Raw genomic sequence first — 21,669 nt, forward strand, 5'->3', positions numbered from 1 at the left:
TATCTAAAAAATTTTATGTGGTTTTGTATATTTTTTGATTAATTGGAAATGCTGAACTGGTAGGAAAAAGGAAACCTTTGTTGGGAGTTTTGTCCATATCAACTATCTGTCCTGAGTCAGGGAAGAGCTTGATTTACTGGAACTTTCTATAGACTGTACAAAGGTTCACTACCAGAGAGGTGTTATTTATGAATGTCAAAAGTTTTATTCGTAGAACAAGTTTAGTAATCTTAGCAATCGTAGCGTTTCTTACTACTATTTCGTCCATAACCAATGTATCTTTTGCAGAAGTAGAGGTGTGGTCCAAGCTGAAATCACCTGCTGTTCATATGATTAAGGAAGCAAAGGCGTCTGATTCTTCCCTTAGGCATACGGTATTACAAGGGAAATCATTGAATCATCTAAAGGAGAAGAAGCGCTATATTTCTAGTGAGGAAATTGAAGGTGCAGAGACATTAGCTGATGTAATTAATTTTGAACAGTATCCAAGCGCAAATGTTGTTGCAACAGGATATACTGCTGGAATTGAGTCAACAGGAAAGACACCAGATCATCCGGAATATGGGATTACTTATTCTGGGGTCAAGGTAAAAAGAGATTTGTACTCTACGATAGCAGCAGATCTTAATGTATATCCTATCGGCACTATCTTATTTATTCCTGATTATGGATTTGGAGTTGTTGCTGATAAGGGCAGTGCTATTAATGGGAATAAAATTGACCTTTATTATAATACGGTCGAGGACGTATACAGTCAGTGGGGGAAAAAGAAACTTGATGTATACGTGATTGAAAAAGGTAATGGTAAGCTTTCGGAAAAGAAATTGGATGAATTAAATGAGAATCAAGCTTTACAAGTATTTAGGCAGGAAATAACGGATAGTTAAAAAAGTATAATTAGTTAAAATAGGTCAACAGAAGTTTATGTGTTTTTTATCAGCTAAATAGTGCTTTTCCAATAAATAGTTTAAAAGCAAAAAAGCCGAACAGATTCGAAGAGTTCTGATGGTACCGCTCCCTGAAGTTAGAGGAATCTAATTTCAAGAGATCAGTACCAAATATTTCGAATGATAGTTCGGCTTTTGCTTAAACTAAAATACTATTGCTCCAGCATGAATTAATTTAGCAATGCATTTAAAATGAATGCAATCGCTACACCTGTTAATCCGCCAAAAAATACTTCGATCGGCTGATGACCTAATAATTCCTTTAGTTCTTGGCGTTTTTCAAATTGCTTTTTATTTGTCCAATCTTTTGCTCCATCAATAAATAGCTGGAAATCTTTAATTAATTGATTTAACACGATGGCTTGCTCCCCGGCCTGTCTTCTAACACCAGTAGCATCAAACATGATGATCACACTAAATACACATGAGATAGCAAACATGGTAGAGGAAACTCCTTCTACAATACCTACACCTGTTGTTAATGCAGCTACAGCAGCTGAATGACTGCTTGGCATTCCTCCAGTACTAAAAGCTAAATCCGGTTTAAATTCTCTTGTAACGATAAGCGAAATGGGAATTTTAACAACTTGAGCAAAAATTATTGCAGTTAGAGCAGCAAACAATGGGTAATTATGAAATAATTCCATGGTCGTCTAAACATCCTTTCTAAAGGAAAGTTTATCCCTTGTTAGATGACAATATGCATGGTATCTAATGCTATATTATCACATGAATGGCTAGTAATCAGGCGCACCAAAGAATTATTTTATAAATTTAGTATTTATCCAATTTTGGCTTGGCGAACTGCTGGAATACGTGTTGCAATTCTGACCATAAATAAAGCAGTTAAACCAGCAAAGGCGATATCCTTAATCAAGAATGGAATCATCGAAGCCCAAGCTAATGGATAAGTTATAGGAGCCGCTAACCACGTATTTAAGGCGACATACATATATGATACACCTATACCGTAATTAATGATGGTTCCAACGAGTGCAGCAAGTAAGTAATAAAAAAGAGAGCTTTCTTTCCGTTTATCGACCATCCATCCAGTAAAATAGGCTACAAAAATAAAAGATATGATAAATCCACCAGTTGGAGTTAATAATGCTGTAGGTCCCGCTGACAATCCAGCAAATACGGGAACACCAGCAAATCCGACAAGTATATACACTAGAACAGAAAGAGTTCCTAGCTTTCTACCTAACATTAATCCGGCTAATATGGCGAAGAATGTCTGTAAGGATAAAGGCACGCTTGTCCCGCCGATTGGAACTGCCAGCATAGGAAACCAAACCGTAATATTTGCACCTATAGCCATTAAAACAACAAATACGGCTCCATATGTAAGATCAATTGTTCGTAATCCTTTCATAATCTCATCCTCTCTGTATATGATAGTAATTGGAGAATGGATTTTTGTCAACCTCATTTTTTTTGGGTTAACAAAAATTGTGGCTGTTAAATGCTAGATAAACTATTTCTATGTTAGATAATTTCTTTAAGGAAGAAAAGTAGAGAGGGGAATAAAAGAGGTGGGTGTAGGCTCCCACCTTCTATGTTATGCTATTTAATCGCTGTCTCTAATGCAATTTCCATCATGTCATTGAAGGTTGTTTGTCTTTCTTCGGAGGTCGTCTCTTCACCAGTTAATATATGATCAGAAACTGTAAGAACGGAAAGAGCTTGGCGATCATACTTTGCTGCTAAGGTATATAATGCAGTTGTTTCCATCTCAATTGCAAGCACTTTATAAGCAGCAAGCTTTTCATTGATTTCTTTTGCGTTATCACGGTAGAACGTGTCACTTGTAAAGACATTACCTACTCGCAAGTTTAATCCTTTTTCTATTCCAGCATCATATGCATTTTTTAATAAATGGAAGTCAGCAAGTGGAGCGTAGTCTATACCACCGAAGGTCATGCGATTCATTTGTGAATCAGTGGTAGATCCTTGAGCAAGAATAACATCTCTAACCTTGACATCTTTTTGTATTGCTCCACAAGTACCTACGCGGATTAGTTTGTTTACATCATAGCTCTGGATTAATTCATTCACATATATAGAGATGGAAGGAACTCCCATTCCGGTTCCTTGAACCGATACCCTTTCTCCTTTATATGTTCCTGTAAATCCATACATACCGCGAACGCTATTATATTGTGTTGGATGTTCTAAAAAAGTTTCTGCGATATATTTGGCACGAAGGGGATCACCTGGTAATAATATTTTGTCAGCAATTTCTCCTTGCTTTGCACCTATATGTACACTCATGTTAATTCCTCCTAGTATAAATGGAATACTTTCAAAATAACGTTATCATAAGCTATTAGGAAAGACAAATAGTTCTATAATTCATCCTTTCTGACAAATAATAGGTATAAACTATCGTATCATGATTGAAAATAGAAGCAGAAGTTGTTAAATCTTTGTCGATACATAAAAAACTGTAGCTTATCTGTTTCAAAAATGCTTATTATTGTATATAATATTATTAGTTCAGTTTTTCACTTAATAACATATGAAAAACCAATGTACTGTATGTACATAAAAAGATAATATCTTTGGAAGGATGAATGAGGATGAAAGAACAAAATTTTACAATTACAGCGGATACAGGAGTTCACGCACGTCCAGCTACACTTCTGGTAAATAAAGCAGGTCAGTTCGAGTCAGAAGTAGAAATCTCATACAATGAGAAGACAGTAAATCTAAAATCAATAATGGGTGTTATGTCCTTAGGAATTCCTAAAGGTGCAGAGATTAAAATTACCACTACAGGAACTGATGAGGAAGAAGCGCTTAAGGGTGTAGAGGAAGTAATTAAAGAGCATTTAGGTGAATAATAATTTAAAGTTATTTGTTAAATGTCCTTTATCATAAGGCTGAGACAAAAGAATGAAGAAACAATAAAAAACGAACGATAATTAATTTCAATTAATTATCGTTCGTTTTTTGATAAGAATCATTCATTTAGCACCTAAAATAAGCGAGACTCCGGTGGGAACAGCACGAGTCCGAAAATCCACTTGGTAACGTGTTTTTCTTTACCAAGTTAGCTGAGGCCGTGCCCGCGAAAAGCGCGTATATTTTCACGGTGTGGCGATGATGCTCTTATTGATAATATGATTATTCGTATTTTGGGTAAAGAAGTTGTGTTTTGTCCCAGCCTTTTTTACATATAGTGAAAAGGTGCTACCTTCATCTAGCACTGCTGATAGTAATGAATTAGCTAATCAGGCTTGGGTGTAGTAAATCTTTATAGCGTGAAAGTGGGCTTGGACCTCTTCTATATTTTGTCATAATACTGTTCTTCTAACCTATTTAAACACTCCAGTGCTGCTCTGTGATATGCAGTATCGTCTTTAAGCAGCTTTGCTCGATACGTTTCTACAGCTTCTTTTAATGATACTATGTAGTTAGGTATAGGATCTGGATATGAATGTACAGCTGGTTTTTTTACATTCATTTTTTCATGATGTGCAAGGGCTTTTCTTTCATGGAAGAAAACCCCTTCGGTTTGATTCGGATTGTGCAAATCTCCTTGCATTGGATGCTTCTTAACAGCAAGGACCTCTACAACATAGCGATCTCCTTTATCGTCCATTACTTTACCGATATATGTTCCTGAGCGATAATGGGCTTTAACTGTTTCCCCTAGTTGAACTTCTGGCATATTTATCGTCCTCCTTACTATTATTGTGCCAAAAATGTATCCGTTTAGCGAACAAAATAGATCACTCATTTAGTTATATAGTGGAATTTGCTATAATAGCAAAGAAGGAAGTGAATGAAAATGATGCCATTTCTCTATTTCCCAGAGGATAAATCAGAATATATCCCAGCTGTAATCACTTTAGTCATCTTTTTAATTGCTGCTAGTATTGTAATGTATTTGTTCTATAAAAAATCTAAAAATGATGAGAAAAAATTTAATGAGCAATATAATGAGCAATTAAACGATAAAAATAATGAATAATGTGTACTAAATCTTCTTTTTTCATAGTCTACGAAATTATAAAATTTGAGCCTGTGGATATATATGGGCCTGTTGAGCCGCGTCCAGAGCCTTCAGGAACTAGGCGAGTTCACGAATAGCCCTACGGATAAATCATCATCGGTTCGCAAGCTCCGTGATTCCTTTATCTTCGTTGTCGTTCCAGTCGCTACATTTCTAATCGGGCACTTGCGATTTTGTCTTCCCGCATATAACTAGCAGTAAGAATCCCACTAAGCAATAAAGAGAAACCAATATGGATAAGAAGGGGACGAATGGCAGTAAATGTCCGATTGATTCAAAGACCTTTAGGTCCTAGCCTTGTGATACTAACAATCAGTGGAGGATAAATCAAACTTCCACTGATTGAAGTATCACTTTATCCCTACACAACGATTAGATTTTCTAAAATAGGTAAAGAATAAAGGGCAAATCAGTTAAAAGGAGACAATCGTATGCGCTGGTTATCCTTTATTCTAATTATGCTTTTAATAACAGGCTGCCAACCGAAAGATGAAAAGAGTAAAAGTGTTGATATGTATAATGCTTCTGGAGATATGCTCGGAACTATTACTTTTAATGAACAGTCAGGTGGCGTGAATCTTAAAGTAAAGCTTGAGGGTTTAGCTCCAGGATTCCATGGTATTCATATGCATGAATACGCTAAGTGTGAAGGCCCGGATTTTAAATCAGCAGGAAATCATTTTAATCCAGAGGGAAAAGAGCATGGACTCATGCATCCAGAGGGTGCTCATTTAGGAGATTTGCCAAATATTGAGGCAGATTCAGGAGGTTTGGTTGATGCAGATCTTATGCTTCCGGAAGCAACATTGTTGGATGGGAAAAATTCTCTGACAAGAGGGGATGGGACAGCTGTCATTGTTACAGAAGGAGAAGATGATGGAATGAGCCAACCTGGTGGTAATTCAGGCGAAAGAATTATATGCGGTACATTAACTAAAAACGAAAAACAAGAAGAATCTCCAACAGATCCTACGCAATATAATGAAAAACAGGAAGAATAGAGGACGAGACAAAAGATAAAGAAACTCCGAACCGTAATCCGTATACGGTTATAACCGGATTACAGTTCGGAATATTCATTTATATGGTGACGTATCTAAGCGAAAGGAATGGCGAAAATAGTGTAAATCTAGCAGAGGCAATATGGATGACTTCTGCAGATCCGCAAATGTCCGAAGAGCGGCACTGCTAAGCAGCTTCTAAGTTAGCGTGTTAGCTGGACCTGTGGAAAGGATTACCATACTTCAGTTTACAATAGTATGACCATTCGACTTGCAAATTCTCTGTTTAGCACAAACTCATTAATTATCTATTTTTTACAGCAGAAATGATTCGCTGCACTCCTTCTTCGAGGGTTGCTCGAGGGCAAGCGATATTAATGCGCATGAAAGTATCGCCTTCTTGTCCATAATCAACTCCCGTATTTAAGCCTACCTTTGCTTTTTTTATCATAAACGATTTGAGTTCTTTATGATCTAGCTTTAACGCACTACAGTCAATCCATAATAAGTAGGTTCCTTCAGAATCGATAACTTTTAATTCTGGTGTATGTTCTTCAAACATCTCCTTTACATACGTTTGGTGATTTTTTAAAAGATGCCGAAGCTCCTCAAGCCAACTTTCACCATGTGTATAAGCTGCCTCTAATGCAGTATTTCCCATTGTATTAAGCATATTAACACCTTGCTTAGCAAATTGAGCATCTAGTAATTCCCTTTTTTCTTTATTAGAAGTCACGACATAAGATGCTTGTAAACCAGCAAGATTAAATGTTTTGGATGGGGACATACAAGTTATGGTTTGTTCGGCGACTTCCTCAGAAAGTGACGCAATCGGTATATGCACTTCACCAGGGAATGTAAGATCTCCATGAATTTCATCAGAAATAATTAGAACATTGTGCTTCATACATAAACGAGCTAGCTCAGTTAATTCATCTTTTTTCCAAACTCGTCCTACTGGATTGTGCGGGGAGCAAAGAATAAACGCTTTAACTCCTTGTTTTAGTTTCTCTTCAAAGTCAGCAAAATCAATTTGATAATAATTGTTTTTATAGATGAGTGGGTTCTTCACAATCTCTCTTTGGTGACTTTCTATTACCTTATAAAAAGGCGTATACACAGGAGTTTGTATAATAATTTTATCTCCAGGCTCTGTAAAAGCTTGTACTGCCATATGTAGGCTTGTAACAACACCAGGACTAAATGATAGCCATTGCTGTTTGATATTCCATTGATGTCTTTGTGATAACCATTTAAGTATAGAATTCTTGACTTCATCATCAATCACCGTATAGCCGTATATACCATGCTGTGCTCGTTCAATTAAAGCTTGATTTACTTGTTCAGGAGCTTTAAAGTCCATATCTGCTACCCACATTGGTAATACATCTTCTGTTTGAAACATTGGTTTAAGCATATCCCATTTAACCGAACGTGTATTCTTTCTATTATGTTGCAAATCAAATATTCCCATTTGTGACCTCCTAGCTATTTATTTTTTATAGTATAACATTTCTTTCACTATACTTCTTATAATTAAACTAAAGAAATATGCCTTTTTAACAGGGGAGTAAACGAAGATTTATCCATAAAAAAAGCAAAGCGATATCGCTTTGCTTACAGGGGGAATACGAGAAAGTCTTACATTTGATAGTATACCCTGTTAAATAGAAATTTAAACCTAAATTGGTAAGTTTTTTGGAAAGCACTATAATCTTGATTCTAACTGTTCTTTTTCATCTTCGTAGCCAGGTTTTCCTAGTAGGGCAAACATATTTCTTTTGTAAGCCTCAACTCCAGGCTGATCAAATGGATTAACACCAAGTAGATAGCCACTTATGGCACACGCCTTTTCAAAAAAGTAAACCAAATAACCAAATGTATATGCATCGAGCTTTGGTATCTCTACAATTAAGTTAGGTACATTGCCATCAGTGTGTGCTAATAATGTGCCTTGAAAGGCTTTGTCATTTATTTCATGAATCGTTTTACTTGCTAAATAATTCAGGCCATCTAAATTATCTTCTTCCGCTTCTACCGTAATATCATATTTGGACTCATTTACGTGTAATACTGTTTCGAATAAATTACGACGACCTTCCTGTACATACTGACCAAGTGAATGCAAATCGGTAGAGAAATTTGCAGAAGATGGATATATCCCTTTATTATCTTTTCCTTCACTTTCTCCAAAAAGCTGCTTCCACCATTCAGCAAAATAATGAAGGTTTGGCTCGTAGTTAATAAGCATTTCTGTCGTTTTTCCTTTGTTGTATAGAATGTTACGAACTGCTGCATATTGATAACTAGGATTATTCTTGATTGATGGTTCTGCTAAATCGTTCATGGCTGCATGAGCACCGTTCATCATGTTATCAATAGAAATGCCGCTAACAGCAATAGGAAGCAAACCAACGGCTGTCAAAACGGAGTAACGACCACCAACGGCATCAGGGATCACGAAGGTCTCATAACCAGCTTGATCAGCGGAAGTTTTTAAAGCACCCTTCTCTTTATCCGTTGTAGCATAAATTCTGTCTTTTGCAGCTTCCTCACCATATTTTTCTTCTAATATTTTTTTGAAAATCCGAAAAGCAATGGCTGGTTCTGTTGTTGTTCCACTCTTGGAAATTACATTAATAGAGAAATCCTTATCTCTTAAAACATCCATTAATTCATGAATATAGGTTGAACTCATATGATGCCCAACGAAGATAATATGCGGCGCATCGATTTCTTGCTTCGATAAGTAGCTTTGAAAAGAATGATTAAGCATTTCAAGTGCAGCTCGAGCACCTAAGTAAGAGCCACCAATCCCAATGACTAATAATACATCTGAATCTTCGCGGATTTTTTTAGCACTTGCTTTAATTCGAGCAAATTCTTGCTTATCATACGTTTCAGGTAAATTAACCCAACCGAGAAAGTCGTTTCCTGCACCCGTTTTTTCATGTATGGCATGATGTGCAGCATTTACGGCACCTTCTAGATTATCTATTTCCTGTTCATTAAAAAAAGCAAAAGCCTTCTTGTAATTAAATGTTACATGTGTCATCTTATTTCCTCCTTCATCAGCACTTTCAAACCTGTACATAACTTACTTTACCCAAGTGATGTTATGAAATCAAGAAAGACACTGTATAGATTTTTATAAGATGCATAAGCTAAGGTGAATAAAAGAGAAAAGGAGGGTAAATGATGAATGGATTACAACGTACCGCTTTAGCAATTACAATCATTGGTGCAATTAACTGGGGCTTAATTGGTTTATTTCAATTTGATTTAGTAGCAGCTATCTTTGGTGGTGAGCAAAGTGCTGCTTTCGCGCGTGTGATTTATACATTGGTAGGTATAAGCGGCCTAGTATTGCTACCTTTATTATTTAAAACGGATGAAGCATTTGCAGATCAACGTGAGCCTGGGAGGGCTGACAGTTAAATAATAAGGCAAACTCGTACGATTGAGTTTGCCTTATCATTATTTACTATAATTACCTTCTGATTGCTTGATCCATTCTTCAAGCTTATCTTTTAGTGTATTAAAACCTGCAGAATCATTATCTGTATGTTTTGCTTGTACCTTCTGAGGCTTCGCTTGCTTCTTTGGAGCTTCCTCTGTTGCGCGGATAGACAATGAAACCTTGTTTTTTTCTTCATCAACTTGTAAAACCTTTACCTTTACTTCATCACCGATAGATAAGTGCTCATTAATATCTTTTACATATCCATGTGTAACTTCAGATATGTGAACAAGACCTTGAACCTCGTCATCAAGTGCCACAAAAGCACCATATGGTTGAATTCCTGTAACTTTTCCATCTAAAATTTGACCATTCTCAAATTTGTTTGTCATGCTGAACAACTCCTATACCATTATTCGATTCATTTTACACAATAAAATATTTTAGCATAATAATTAACATGTGGCAAAACATATTAAAGATAACGCTGATGAAAGGGTGATTTATATTGGTACCACTAGAATCAAAATTGGAAAACAAAATTTATTCTTTATTTGTACTTGAGGAATTGTTAAAGCCTGAAGGATTTGTAATTGGTTCAAATTGGGATTATGAGAAAGGATTTTTTGATTTAAAAATAGATGATCAAGGAACTTACTATTTTTTGCGAATACCATTTTATGCAGTGCAAGGTTCCTTAGATTACCCAGGTGTTACTGTCCGATTGGAAAAACCGTTTTTATTAGCACATCAATATCAGAAAGGCTACGATGAAAGCGGATCTGCAGGAGCTTTTCAAGGCACATTTAATCAGTTTCAAGCTCCAACAGATCCTGACGCTGAAGTTCCAGAAGCGTATATAACTACTGGTAAAGAACTAATGAAAAGAGTTGAGGACTTAATCATTCCAAGGGATTAGTCCGATGAGTACATCGTCTTTTTTTAGGATAAATTTTGATGTTGGATTGATATAATAGGTGCTATTTCGAATAATACCTAATAAAATCTGTTGGCTCTTCCGATGAATGGCGGCTGCCTCTCCAAAGGATACATTCTCCAATTCTTCTGGTAATGTAGCATGATGAAATTGTTGAGTTGTTAAGATATGATAAATATCCTCAAATGGTCTCGCCTTGGTTTCTCTAGATAACTCATGGTAAAAAAGAGCACTGGTGAAATCATTAGATCTTAAAATGGTTGTTGCGCCGGCACGATGTGCATTGTCTATTTGTATAGAAGAAAGTATTTCCACTATGATCGGAATTTTAGCGTTATTTCCTCTAATAGCAACGGCTGTAAGGATAGAATGATTATCTGCATCCCTTTCCTTTTTAGTGATATCTGCAGTAATTAATACACGTTCTGCTAGTTTTATATTTGCCTTTTCTAATATACGGTCCTCTGAAGGATCACCTTGTATAAAGTGTACCGGATAATCTGGAAAAGAAACATGGTCCAAGGTTGTATCAATTAGAACCATGCGGATATGCACGGAAGATGTTGAAATAATTTCAATTAATTGTCTGGTCCTCTCGTTCCATCCGATTAAAATTAAATGGTTACTACCTTTAAAAGGGAGTTTACCTTGTGCAAGGTCCTTTTCGTGTTGAATTGTTGCAGCAGATAAAGAGGTTATATAGAAAGCAATTAACCCACCGCCAGTCAAGATTAAACAAATTGCAACGATCTTTCCGGTTGCGGTTAACGGTACAAAGTCTCCGTAACCCACCGTGGCTCCAGTTACAAATGCCCACCATACGCCATCAAATATGCTTGGGAATTGCGTTGGCTCTACGATATGGATTAGGCCACCAAAAAGAAACATAAGCAAAAATATAACTACAAGTAGTCTAATAAAAATAGGCAGTCTGAAGTAGATTTGTTTAAAAATTCGAATGCTCATAACGGTCACCTGTCCCCAAAAATACACGATTCAACGTAGTTTTTTACTCTTATACTCTCCATTATGGACAGGCTTCGCTAATTATAATCTCCAATAGGACAACGGATTAACACAGCTATGTTAACTGAATCACTGATTAACTTCTATTTTTTGCAGTGTTTCTTTTAAACTTTGGTATACATCAGTCCAAAAAGAAGTACGGTTTCGATAAGACTTTGTCATAAAGAGGATCATTTCATCAAATTTTACTTTATAATCTGTAGACTCTTTGCTAGGTAATTCGCTTCGAGATTTTTCTACAAAGGATTGAATTGCTGACGCTCTCGGCCCCCATTTGGCAACTTCATTGCCATTTTTGTCGATAAAAATGAAGATGGGGATGGAGCGAGATTTACCGTTGGTTAAGTATTCATCCATCAGTTCCAGGTTTTTATCTCGATGTAATAAACGAACATCAATTTGGGCTACTTCCGCAATATGTAATAAAATAGGGATGTTCAACATAGCATCGCCACACCAGTCTTCCGTTAAAACAATTACACGTAAATTTTTCTTTTTTACGCTTGCAAAAAACTCCTCATCAGCTGGTAAGGAGAAATGATCATAAATATGTAATAAGTTTTCTTGATGCTGTTCCATTGTTTCAATATATGTGTCAGGTGAAATACCAATATTATACCATTGATTTAAGTCCATCGATTTTCTCTCCTTCAAATCTTTTTATCCCCCATATAACTGGCAGTAAGCCCCCCACATCAAGCAATACAGTAAAACCAATATTGTTAAGTAAGGGATCAATTGCCCGTAAATGTCCGATTGGTTCTAGGGCCTTTAGGTCATACCCTTTTGGTACTACCAATCCGTGTGGGATACACAAAATCCCCACAGATTGAAGTTTCACTTTATTAAAGTGTACACATAGTTATTATACGCGTAAACAAAAGTGCTCTTCATCGAATTTTTTGCTATCATAATAGTAGTACATCATCAAGTTATCGAATAAGGAGGAAAATAGAGTGGTATTAGCAAACCAAGATTTTTTATTAAATTTATTACAAACACCATCACCATCAAGTAGTGAAATGGAAATACAAAAAAAGTGGATACAGTATGTAAAAGAATTTGCTGACGAAATTAGAACGGATCATGCTGGAAACGCGATTGGTGTACTAAATCCAGATGCACCTTTTAAAGTATTACTTGCAGGTCATTGTGATGAAATTGCACTTGTGATTAACCGCATTGATGATCAAGGGTTTTTACATTTTGATCAAATGGGAGGCATTAATCCAAAAGCGGCTGTTGGAATGAAAGTTACTGTTTTAGGCTATCAGCAAACGATTACGGGTGTAATCGGTGTAAATGCTCAGCATCACGGTGGATTAAAGAATGATTTCAGCTTGGAAGATTTATTTATTGATTGTGGGTACAAAACGAAGGAAGAGGCTGAACAACATATCCAAATAGGAGATTTAGTTGTTTACAATACAAAACCAGAGATTTTAAGTGATAGATACGTTTCTGGCCGAGGACTTGATAATCGAACGGGCGCATTTATAGTGGCTGAGGTTTTAAAAGGGTTAAAGGAACGAGGCTGTGAGGTTGGTGTCTATGCAGCAAGTACGGTTAATGAAGAGACAAATATGGGCGGAGCCTATTTTGCAGCTGCGGGAGTTGCACCAGATATGGCAATCGCTTGTGATGTTACTTTTGCTACAGATTATCCAGGAGTGAATAAAAATAAATATGGTGATGTCCGACTAGAGGGTGGACCAGTTCTTGCTAAAGGGGCGCCGATTAATAGGAAAATAAATCAATGGTTAGAAAGAGCCGCGAAGCAGTTAAAGATAAATGTACAATATGAGCTTACACCAAGAATGACAGGTACAGATGCAGATAAAATGAGATTAACCGGTAAAGGGGTTCCTGTGTCTTTAGTGTCGTTACCTTTACGCTATATGCACTCCCCTGTAGAAACGTCTAGCTTGAAAGATATGGAACAAGAAATTGAATTATTAGTTACGATGATTGCTTCTCTAACTGGAAATGAAAGTTTAAACCCATTAGATGAAGATTAAAGATATGTAGCTATCAGTAAGTGCGTATGGTTTCTGCATTATAACGCAAAGTTAACAATATTTCATTCTATAGGCCGAATTATTGTGCGAACATTAAGAATGTATCAAAAAATAAGAATTATTATCTATGGAATATTACAAAATAAAGTAATATAGTAGTATGTTTTCTGTAATGAAGAAAACATCAATGTTAAAATAGGGATATGCCTAGGTAAATAGCTTCATTTTAGTGAAGCAGTTAACTGTTTTCTAGGCTGTAAAGTAATGGAAAGTAACCCCTCATTCCTTATCTTATAAGGAATGAGGGGTTTTTTATGAAGTTTTAGTAGGTGAAACATACGAATTAATACCTATGAAAAGTTGATGAAAAAATATTACTAATCTACCAATTTTGAAAATTCAGCTTTTGTTCGACTTGATTCGACATTATTTTATCTAGTTAATCTACTATACTTGCTGTAACAACTTAGATTTTTCTGGAGGCACCACTGTCAGTTGAGAACCAAATTTTCAAGGGGGGAGGCAGAAGGTGTTTTTAATTTGTTGGTTCTTGTCTGCATCAGAATGTGTCAAAAATTGAGGGGAGGAATAGCTGTGAAGGCTAAAAGAAGACGACGTCAATCTAAAGCACTAAGTATTGCAGCAACGGTATTAATGACATTTTCGTTAATTACACCAGGAATAGCCAGCGCGGAATCAAGCGGTAAGCTTCATCAGTCTGCCCATGATTCTAATAAGATAGCCGAGGCAAAAGTGAGTGATCGATTAGTAAAAGCATTTAAAGACGACGACAAAGTAACCTTCCTGGTAAAATTTAATGAAAAAGCAGATGTCATGAAGGTCGCAAAAAATGCAAGATCTGATGCAGCAAAAGCAAGCTTGTCAGGACAAAAGGCGGAGCATATGCAGCGCTCAGCTGTAATATCCGAATTAAAGACTACTGCACTAGAATCACAAGCAAATGTAAAAGCTTTTCTGGAGGAGCAAGAGGCAAAAGGTAATATTGAGAGCTTCAAATCCTACCATATTGTAAATGGAATGGCGGTAACTGCTACAAAAGAAATAGCAGAAAAGCTAGCGACGTTTGCAGAGGTAGAAAAAATATTACCAAATGAAGAACGCGAACTTTATGATGTGACAATTGATAAAGAGGCTGGAAAAATCGAATCGGAATTAACCAATATTGAGTGGAATGTGGATCGTGTTGGAGCGCCGTCTGTTTGGGAGATGGGCTTTGATGGAACTGGTACAGTAGTAGCTAGTATTGATAGTGGTGCACAATGGGATCACCCAGCATTACAGGAAAAATATCGTGGCTATAATAATGATACCGGTGAAGTTGATCATACCTATAGCTTTTTCGATGCGACTGCAGATGAAGAAGAAGCATATGACGACCATGGACATGGAACACATGTTACCGGGACAATGGTTGGAAGTGAACCTGATGGTTCTAACCAAGTTGGTGTAGCACCTGGTGCAAAATGGATTTCAGCCAAAGGATTAAATGCAGCAGGTAGTGGCTATGATACATGGCTGATAGCTGCAGCTGAATGGATGCTTGCTCCTGGTGGAGATGCGTCAATGGCTCCAGATGTCGTAAATAATTCTTGGGGTGGTGGACCTGGCTTAGACGAGTGGTACCGTGATGTGGTTATTGCTTGGAGAGCAGCAGAAATATTCCCTGAATTTTCAGCGGGTAACACATCGCTTGGAAATCCAGGTGGACCAGGTTCTGTAGCTGTGCCAGCAAATTATCCGGAATCATTTGCAACTGGTGCAACAGATGTTAATGATGTATTAGCAGGGTTTTCTCTTCAGGGACCATCTCCTTATGATGAAATTAAACCTGAAATTTCAGCACCTGGTGTTAATATTCGTTCCAGTGTACCTGGTGGTGGCTATGAAGGTGGATGGAATGGAACATCAATGGCTGGTCCAGCAGTATCTGCTGTAGTTGCATTATTAAAGCAAGCAGATGCTAGCCTAACTGTTGATGAAATTGAAGAAATTCTTACAACAACGGCTACGCCATTAACAGATGACAACTTTACAGAGGTACCGAATAATGGTTATGGTCATGGGCTTGTAAATGCATATGATGCCATTTCTTTACTTGTTACAGGGTTAGGAACACTTGAGGGACAGGTTACTAAGGCAGGAGAGGATACAGAAGCTCCCGTCTTCGAACATGAAGGTCCTAGTGAATCTTATACTGGAATGGATTTGAATTTGTCCATTCAAGTATCGGACAACATAAGTGTAAACAGTGTAAATCTATCGTATACAGATCAAGATGGTGAAACACAAACTGTCGAAGCGGAACGTGTTTCAGGAGATTATAAAGAAGGTGAATACCAAGTAACGATTCCTGGAGAGCAAATAGATGGTGAATCTCTAACGTATACTTGGACAATTAATGATTTTGGTAACAATGAAGTAACCAGTGATACGTATGAGGTTACTTTATTATCTGGAGTCTCAGTTGGTTTCTCTGACGATTTTGAATCAGCATCGGCTGGCTGGACAGTGTTTGGTGAAAATAACAGCTGGGAGCGTGGTGTTCCAACTTCTGGACCAGAGAGTGCAGCTTCAGGAGAAAACGTATATGCTACAAATTTAGCAGGTGAGTATGATAGTAACACAAACACTACACTGGTTATGCCACCAATTGATTTACCAGAAGGAAATGCATACTTGCAATTCAATCAATGGTACAATATTGAAAACAATTGGGATTACGGTCATGTGTTTATATCAACTGACCAAGAAGATTGGACACAATTAACGGAAATAACGAATACCTCAGATGGTTGGGAAAGCGTAGAAGTAGACTTGTCTGAATATAGTGGACAGCGTGTGTATATTGGCTTTAATCTTGACACAGATGGGAGTGTCACTAGAGATGGCTGGTATATTGATGACGTAACACTAGCAGATACTTCTAATGGTGAAAGTGCATCTTTGGCAAAGGATCGAGGCTATATAGGGGTAGTTGGTTTCGATAACGCTGCTTTAGGTGTTATTAAAACGGATACAAAGGATACGCTAAAAGAAAAAGTTTATCCTGCAAAAATTCAGCCAGTAAAGCCAAAGAAAGAACCATTAGTAGATAAAGAGGCAGTCAGCCCAACACTACTTCCTATGAGTGCACAGGTTAGTGTCCTAGAAAGTGGTCGTTCGGTGACTACGGACCCTGCAACAGGTAGTTACTCATTACTTCATGCCGCAGGAGAATATACGGTAAAAGCAGAAGCATACGGGTTTGAATCAGCAGAACAATCCGTAACCATTGAAGCTGATGGTGCTGCTGAAGCTGATTTTACGCTAGAAGAAGTTGATCAATACACAGTTAGCGGTACGGTAACTGATCAGCAAACAGGCGAGCCAATCTCAGGGGCTTCTCTTCTATTAGTTGAGGATGCAAATGTTGAACCTGTGACAACTGATGAAAACGGTAACTATTCGCTTACAGCTTATGAAGGAACATATACACTAAAAGTAGTGTCTAGCGGTTATCATGGTACGGAAGTTGAAGTTTCTCTAGCGGATAGCGATACGACAGCAGATGTCGAGTTAGAACCATTCTATACGGTTCCTGGTGGAGAAATAGCATATGATGATGGTACACCAGAAAACGCTCGTGCATTTTATGATGCTTTCAATGGTTGGGCAGTGAAAATGTCTCTTCCTGAAGGAGAAGAAGCTGGGGTAGTTGATTCTGGTGTATTCAAATTCTGGGATGAAGAGTTCCCTAACCCTGGTGGAACTGCATTCCAAGTAGAAGTTTGGGATGCTTCAGGACCAGACGGTGCTCCGGGTGAAAAACTTGCTGGACCATTTGACGCAGAGGCAAATCGCGATAAAGATGCATGGACGGTAGTTGATCTTTCTGAGCATGGAATTACTGTAGATGGTGATTTCTATATGGTATATATCCAAACTGCTCCAAATACAGGTGCTCCAGGTCTAGCTACAGATGAAAGCAGTCCTAATGCTGAACGCAGCTACCAATTAGTAGGAGGGGCTTGGTCTAAATCTCCTGCTAATGAAGGAAATTACATGATTCGCGCTCGTGTAAACTATGAGGTGGAGGAACCTGTCATTACTTCTCCAGCTGAAGATATGATTACAAACGAAACCGAATTGACTGTTGAAGGTACTGCTTCACCAACAACGACCGTTCAATTAATGAATAATGGCGAAGAAGCCGGTACTGCTGAAATTGGTGATGATGGTTCATTTGCTATTCCGGTAGAATTGATGGAAGGAGCGAATGAATTAACTGCTGTATCATTACTTGATGGTACTCCAACAGGTGAATCTGATCCTGTAACTGTAACGTTGGATACAGAGTCTCCTGAATTAACGATAGACAGCCCTAAGGATGGAGAGAAATCTAATCGTGAAACCGTAACTGTAGAAGGTTCAGTTTCTGATACCAACCTAGATTTCGTGGAAGTGAATGGACAAGAAGCGGCTGTTGAAGATGGCATGTATTCTAAACGAATACTTTTAGAAAACGGAGAAAATGAAATTGAAGTAACTGCTCATGATTTAGCAGGCAATACGTCCACTGAATCTGTTACTATTGATGTAGATTTCACTGTACCAGAAATTGAGAATCTGACTCCTGAGGAAGATGTTACACTTGAAGCAGGTGAGACGGTGAAATTTGAATTTGATAGTGAACCAGGGCTTAGAGCGACGTACTTTATTCATATGCCATTGACCAATACGGTTATGAACGCTACGGAGCTTCCAATGATGGAAACATCAGATGGACATTATGTAGGTTATTGGACTGCAACTAGCAATGTTGTTGCTGAAGGGGCAGTAATAGAAGTAAAGGTCGAAGATGACTATGGCAACGAAACTCGTGAGCAAGCTGAAGGTAAATTATTTATCAATGTCGAAGAATAAGCATCCTTCATAATTTCTTAGCATGTATAAATCACTTCGCTCCATTATTACTGGGGCGGAGTGATTTTTTTTGTAGTCTAGGAAATTTTAACGTACTTCCGAAAGAAGTCTCCAACTTCAAGCGTGTGAAGGGCGTAGCCCAACGGTAAGGGGGAGATGAATTTCGGTTGGGTGACAGCCCAAAGGCTTTTTTTCCTTTTTTGTTCAAAGCACAACCCAACAGTGAATGATCGAAATTCATCAATGCCTATAAAAGTGCCAGTTCAAGACTTAGCAAGATGGATTTTCTTCATGTCCGTAAAAAGTTATGGAAAGAAATGTTTTGGTCAAGAAGTTTTTGTTTGTTGACGACTGGCGGTTCGCCTATTGAAATAGTATTATCACCGTTGATTCGCTCCAGTCGCTACGTTTCTAATCGGATGCTTGCGCTTTTGTTCATTCTATAGTTTAGCTGATTATTGCTTTTCCGCTAAAGTCTATACTTAATTTGATTGAAAACTTATCGATTGAGTAGGTAAACATAGATATTGCAATACGAATAAAGATAGGTTAAAATAACGGTACAACATAATATCGATTCCATCTTCGGGGCAGGGTGAAATTCCCGACCGACGGTAAGAAGCAGTTAATTGCTTTAAGTCCGTGACCCACAGCAGGCATTTTGCTGTGGCTGATCTGGTGTAAGTCCAGAACCGACAGTTACAGTCTGGATGGGAGAAGATGTCGAGCCAAGAAAAGGTGCGTTAGTTCGCACTGCTTTTTCCTAATGAATTTATGGTACCCTAAAGCCCCGGTTAGGCCGCGCTTTAGGGTTTTTCATTTGCTAACTGTTAGGCTCATATCCTTCATCACGAGATAGGAATCGATAATTGATGAAGGAGGAAAACGATGAAACGTAACATGCAATCATCAAAGCTATTAAAACTTATTATTTTATCACTTTTAGGTACCATATCTTTGCTCTTATTTTTCCTGAATTTCCCATTGCCTTTGTTGCCAGGCTATTTAAAAGTAGATTTCAGTGATGTCCCGGCATTAATGGCTTCCCTTATTTTTTCACCATTAGCTGGGGTTATTGTTGTAGCGATTAAGAATATTCTTTATTTAGCTATAAGTGGTGGTACAGATCCGGTAGGAGTTATTGCAAATTTTATGGCCGGGATTATGTTCGTCATTCCAGTATCCCTCTTATATCATAAATATAAAGGAGTCAAAAGTGTTGTTTCTGGACTAGTAACGGGAACGATCATAATGGCTCTGGGAATGAGTTTGTTAAATTATTTCATCATTCTACCTGCTTACAGCTGGTTTATGGGCTGGGAGGATATGTCAAATTCCGTTAAATGGTTCTCCGTTTACGCATATGTTCTTCCATTTAATGTAATAAAGGGTATCATCGTTGGAGCGTTATTTATCCCGTTATTTATTAAATTAAAAAGCTGGATTGAACAAAAACAAGTCCATATTGCTTCATAGAAAAAAGGGCGATTATGTAACGCCGTAGGAGTATAGAAAAACGCTCGTTTTTCTATACTCCTTTTGGTGTGCCAGGCATGTGCGCACGCTCTAGGGTTAAAGTCCCGAACGGTGAAGGTCGTCGTAGGCGTTAGCTGAAAGCAAGGGTATTCAAAGGAAGGCTTCGGAAGCGTTCCATCGTACTAGTAGAAACATTCTTTTTCAAGGAGTCTACGTAATTTGGCTGTACTCGTATGCACATTTATTTTTATCGTTCGGGCTTTGGATTAACAATTTTAGCTTCGTACACCAACTTCAAAAGGGAGAATACACCATCGATTCTAGGCGAAATAGCAATAGCTTAAAGTTGCTTATCGATACTTGCGCAAAGGAAAATTTTCTTTATTGCTTTTTTTGTCTTTTTGAAACAATACCGATTGTGCATCTAGAAATGCATATGAGTGAGCCTTGCTCATCAGTAATCTTAATATCCCAAACCATTGTTGATTTTCCTGCATGAAGAGGGATGGCAGTAGCTGTTACTATACCGGTTCGCTTACTTTTGATATGATTCGCATTAATTTCAATGCCGAAAATAGATTCTTGCTCCATATCTGCGTGTAATGTAGCCCCAATGCTAGCAGCGGTCTCAGCAAGTGCAGCACTAGCACCACCATGTAAGTATCCAGCTGGCTGATGTGTACGTTCATCAACCGGCATCGTGACTACTACTTTATTCTTCGTCAATGTCTCAATTTCCATTCCTAATGTTTTCAGTAACGTATGGTCCATAGTATAATATCCCCTTATTAAATGTACATACTAATAACTAAAGATATCCCAAGTAAAATTCCGTAAATGGAGTTTGTTTTACCAGTTGCTGCCATTGCTGGCATCATTTCAATTGGCTCTGTCTTGCCTTTAAATTTGTTAATGACATCAACTGCTTTAATAATTCCAATAAATGTAATGAAAGACCATAGTGGGAAAATGTCTGCTATAATAAGCGTCGCAGTCGTTATGAAGGCTACAATGAACATCAATGCTAGAAAGCGGACTGCATTTTTTCTTCCCAAAAGTATAGCTAGTGTTTTCCGACCATTTTCTTTATCATTATCTAGATCACGAATATTATTAGATAGCATGATTGCGCCAATAAACAATGCTATTGGAATGGAAGCAATTAGTACCTCACCAGTGATCGTGTTTGTTTGGATAAAGTAACTAATTCCAATAATGACCGTACCCATTAGGAAACCGGAGAATAACTCACCAAGTGGTGTATAAGCTATGGGTAGAGGACCACCTGTATATAAATAACCAAATACCATACATATTAAACCGATAGCAGCTATCCACCAACTAGATTGAATACTTATATAGATACCAATTAAGATGGCAATTCCAAAAAAAGCAAGTGCTAAGCGGAGGACAGTTTTTGGATTTATTCCATCACGAACAATGGTGCCCCCGATACCAACAGAATCCTCGGTATCTAGTCCTTTAGCATAATCATAATATTCGTTGAACATATTCGTTGCCGCCTGAATTAGCATGGAGGCAATTAACATTGCGATAAATAATAATATGTGAACATGGCCTTCTCGAAAAGCAAGCATAGACCCAACAAATACTGGAACGAAAGATGCTGTCAGTGTATGAGGACGTAATAAACGCCACCATACTTGAAAACCATCCTTTTCATTCATTGCATCCTTTATATTAACTTTATTTAATGATTGCATGGTATGCTCCTCCTGTTTTTGTACCAATATCATATTAATGATATGGAAATTGCTATATAGTGTCAACGTTTGGGTTTGATTTTCTTGAGAAACAGTTGAAAAGAGAATAGAATAAAGATGGAAGTTTTGTCATTGT

The 21,669-nt window shown here is 37.6% G+C and carries 20 protein-coding genes, 1 pseudogene and 1 riboswitch; of the genes and pseudogenes, 10 read left to right on the forward strand and 11 right to left on the reverse strand.

The annotated features are described in order from the left end of the window. Positions 1 to 188 precede the first annotated feature (188 nt). A complete protein-coding gene (locus tag ABDZ84_RS10390; RefSeq protein WP_026681534.1) occupies positions 189 to 887 on the forward strand; it encodes a 3D domain-containing protein in 699 nt (232 codons plus the stop codon). A gap of 230 nt (positions 888 to 1,117) precedes the next feature. On the opposite strand, the gene ABDZ84_RS10395 is transcribed toward ABDZ84_RS10390, so the two are convergent. From ABDZ84_RS10395 to deoD, 3 genes are all read right to left on the reverse strand, one after another. Further along, complete coding sequence (locus ABDZ84_RS10395) at positions 1,118 to 1,594, reverse strand: divergent PAP2 family protein (protein ID WP_026681533.1); 477 nt, start codon at positions 1,592 to 1,594, stop codon at positions 1,118 to 1,120. A 134-nt stretch (positions 1,595 to 1,728) separates the two neighbouring features. Beyond that, complete coding sequence (locus ABDZ84_RS10400; protein WP_026681532.1) at positions 1,729 to 2,322, reverse strand: biotin transporter BioY; 594 nt, start codon at positions 2,320 to 2,322, stop codon at positions 1,729 to 1,731. A 191-nt stretch (positions 2,323 to 2,513) separates the two neighbouring features. Next, positions 2,514 to 3,221, reverse strand: coding sequence for a purine-nucleoside phosphorylase (gene deoD / locus ABDZ84_RS10405; protein ID WP_026681531.1), 708 nt, complete (start codon positions 3,219 to 3,221; stop codon positions 2,514 to 2,516). Between the two features lie 308 nt (positions 3,222 to 3,529). Between deoD and ABDZ84_RS10410 the strand changes: the two genes are divergently transcribed. Further along, entirely contained in the window at positions 3,530 to 3,793 is a 264-nt protein-coding gene (locus tag ABDZ84_RS10410; protein ID WP_026681530.1) for a phosphocarrier protein HPr, read from the forward strand. Positions 3,794 to 4,236: 443 nt separating this feature from the next. Here the strand turns inward: ABDZ84_RS10410 and kapB are convergent, their stop codons facing one another. Beyond that, positions 4,237 to 4,623, reverse strand: coding sequence for a kinase-associated lipoprotein KapB (gene kapB / locus ABDZ84_RS10415; protein WP_026681529.1), 387 nt, complete (start codon positions 4,621 to 4,623; stop codon positions 4,237 to 4,239). Positions 4,624 to 4,743: 120 nt separating this feature from the next. Here kapB and ABDZ84_RS10420 point away from each other — a divergent pair, with 120 nt between their 5' ends. Together ABDZ84_RS10420 and ABDZ84_RS10425 are read left to right on the forward strand one after the other, a co-directional pair. Then, positions 4,744 to 4,926, forward strand: a complete 183-nt coding sequence (locus ABDZ84_RS10420) for a hypothetical protein (protein ID WP_026681528.1) — start codon at positions 4,744 to 4,746, stop codon at positions 4,924 to 4,926. A 473-nt stretch (positions 4,927 to 5,399) separates the two neighbouring features. Further along, positions 5,400 to 5,969, forward strand: a complete 570-nt coding sequence (locus ABDZ84_RS10425) for a superoxide dismutase family protein (RefSeq protein WP_026681527.1) — start codon at positions 5,400 to 5,402, stop codon at positions 5,967 to 5,969. A gap of 304 nt (positions 5,970 to 6,273) precedes the next feature. On the opposite strand, the gene ABDZ84_RS10430 is transcribed toward ABDZ84_RS10425, so the two are convergent. Continuing rightward, the gene (locus tag ABDZ84_RS10430) at positions 6,274 to 7,443 is read right to left on the reverse strand and encodes a MalY/PatB family protein (protein ID WP_026681526.1); all 1,170 of its coding nucleotides are present in this window, start codon (positions 7,441 to 7,443) and stop codon (positions 6,274 to 6,276) included. Between the two features lie 234 nt (positions 7,444 to 7,677). Continuing rightward, the gene (locus tag ABDZ84_RS10435; RefSeq protein WP_321132544.1) at positions 7,678 to 9,024 is read right to left on the reverse strand and encodes a glucose-6-phosphate isomerase; all 1,347 of its coding nucleotides are present in this window, start codon (positions 9,022 to 9,024) and stop codon (positions 7,678 to 7,680) included. Between the two features lie 143 nt (positions 9,025 to 9,167). Between ABDZ84_RS10435 and ABDZ84_RS10440 the strand changes: the two genes are divergently transcribed. Continuing rightward, complete coding sequence (locus ABDZ84_RS10440) at positions 9,168 to 9,407, forward strand: DUF378 domain-containing protein (protein ID WP_026681524.1); 240 nt, start codon at positions 9,168 to 9,170, stop codon at positions 9,405 to 9,407. A gap of 39 nt (positions 9,408 to 9,446) precedes the next feature. Here ABDZ84_RS10440 and yugI read toward each other — a convergent pair whose 3' ends face one another. Next, positions 9,447 to 9,821, reverse strand: coding sequence for a S1 domain-containing post-transcriptional regulator GSP13 (gene yugI, locus ABDZ84_RS10445; RefSeq protein WP_026681523.1), 375 nt, complete (start codon positions 9,819 to 9,821; stop codon positions 9,447 to 9,449). 116 nt (positions 9,822 to 9,937) lie between these two features. On the opposite strand from yugI, the gene ABDZ84_RS10450 reads away from it, so the two are divergent. Continuing rightward, a complete protein-coding gene (locus ABDZ84_RS10450; RefSeq protein ID WP_026681522.1) occupies positions 9,938 to 10,348 on the forward strand; it encodes a YugN-like family protein in 411 nt (136 codons plus the stop codon). Here the strand turns inward: ABDZ84_RS10450 and ABDZ84_RS10455 are convergent. Beyond that, the gene (locus ABDZ84_RS10455; protein ID WP_121605567.1) at positions 10,328 to 11,332 is read right to left on the reverse strand and encodes a potassium channel family protein; all 1,005 of its coding nucleotides are present in this window, start codon (positions 11,330 to 11,332) and stop codon (positions 10,328 to 10,330) included. The two genes, ABDZ84_RS10450 and ABDZ84_RS10455, sit on opposite strands and share 21 nt — an antisense overlap. A 129-nt stretch (positions 11,333 to 11,461) precedes the next feature. Then, positions 11,462 to 12,028: a thioredoxin family protein gene (locus tag ABDZ84_RS10460; RefSeq protein WP_121605566.1), complete on the reverse strand. Its 567-nt coding sequence runs from the start codon at positions 12,026 to 12,028 to the stop codon at positions 11,462 to 11,464. A 320-nt stretch (positions 12,029 to 12,348) separates the two neighbouring features. Here ABDZ84_RS10460 and ABDZ84_RS10465 point away from each other — a divergent pair, with 320 nt between their 5' ends. From ABDZ84_RS10465 to ABDZ84_RS10480, 4 genes and pseudogenes are all read left to right on the forward strand, one after another. Beyond that, complete coding sequence (locus tag ABDZ84_RS10465; protein ID WP_026681518.1) at positions 12,349 to 13,410, forward strand: M20/M25/M40 family metallo-hydrolase; 1,062 nt, start codon at positions 12,349 to 12,351, stop codon at positions 13,408 to 13,410. 654 nt (positions 13,411 to 14,064) lie between these two features. After that, positions 14,065 to 18,333, forward strand: a complete 4,269-nt coding sequence (locus ABDZ84_RS10470; protein WP_425542115.1) for a S8 family serine peptidase — start codon at positions 14,065 to 14,067, stop codon at positions 18,331 to 18,333. Positions 18,334 to 18,533: 200 nt separating this feature from the next. Further along, positions 18,534 to 18,779: pseudogene (locus ABDZ84_RS10475) on the forward strand (transposase); the annotation flags it as partial. A gap of 131 nt (positions 18,780 to 18,910) precedes the next feature. Next, positions 18,911 to 19,059: riboswitch (FMN riboswitch) on the forward strand. A 162-nt stretch (positions 19,060 to 19,221) separates the two neighbouring features. After that, entirely contained in the window at positions 19,222 to 19,809 is a 588-nt protein-coding gene (locus ABDZ84_RS10480) for an ECF transporter S component (protein ID WP_205388750.1), read from the forward strand. A 381-nt stretch (positions 19,810 to 20,190) separates the two neighbouring features. On the opposite strand, the gene ABDZ84_RS10485 is transcribed toward ABDZ84_RS10480, so the two are convergent. Together ABDZ84_RS10485 and ABDZ84_RS10490 are read right to left on the reverse strand one after the other, a co-directional pair. Continuing rightward, positions 20,191 to 20,580 carry a hotdog fold thioesterase gene (locus tag ABDZ84_RS10485; protein ID WP_026681515.1) on the reverse strand — a complete coding sequence of 130 codons (390 nt, stop codon included), beginning with the start codon at positions 20,578 to 20,580 and terminating at the stop codon, positions 20,191 to 20,193. 17 nt (positions 20,581 to 20,597) lie between these two features. Further along, positions 20,598 to 21,533 carry a 1,4-dihydroxy-2-naphthoate polyprenyltransferase gene (locus ABDZ84_RS10490; RefSeq protein WP_026681514.1) on the reverse strand — a complete coding sequence of 312 codons (936 nt, stop codon included), beginning with the start codon at positions 21,531 to 21,533 and terminating at the stop codon, positions 20,598 to 20,600. Positions 21,534 to 21,669: the final 136 nt, after the last annotated feature.

The organism is Virgibacillus salarius (assembly GCF_039521925.1).
Taxonomy (GTDB): Bacteria; Bacillota; Bacilli; order Bacillales; family Amphibacillaceae; genus Virgibacillus; species Virgibacillus salarius.